This window comes from Stenotrophomonas sp. SrG (assembly GCF_050031795.1).
GTDB lineage: Bacteria > Pseudomonadota > Gammaproteobacteria > Xanthomonadales > Xanthomonadaceae > Stenotrophomonas > Stenotrophomonas rhizophila_A.
In genome coordinates this window covers 1-242 of sequence record NZ_JBNBBE010000965.1, presented here as the reverse complement: position 1 = coordinate 242, position 242 = coordinate 1, and the positions used below count along the sequence as shown (strand labels likewise).

Here is a 242-nt window from a genome sequence, read left to right as displayed (position 1 = left end):
ACCGACGTGGTGCCCGGGCTCTCCGGGCGGCCGCTCCGGCCCAGCCTCACCGGCACGCGGGGGCCGTCGATGTCGGCCGCCACCCGCCCGACCCGCGCCCCCAGGCGGGCCAGCGCCCCGGCCAGGTTCACCGCCGTGGTGGATTTGCCCTCCCCGCCCTGGCCGGACCCGACCGCGATCACGTTGCGGTCGCGCGGATGAAGGGTCATGCCCTTGTGCACGTGGGGGGCGGGGGGCCGTCG

General features: G+C 78.5%; 1 protein-coding gene. It reads right to left on the bottom strand.

Annotated elements, in window-relative coordinates:
• Window positions 1-242, bottom strand: a 242-nt coding sequence (locus ACQG3P_RS22360; RefSeq protein WP_426806280.1) for a P-loop NTPase, incomplete at both ends; no start/stop codon positions are given.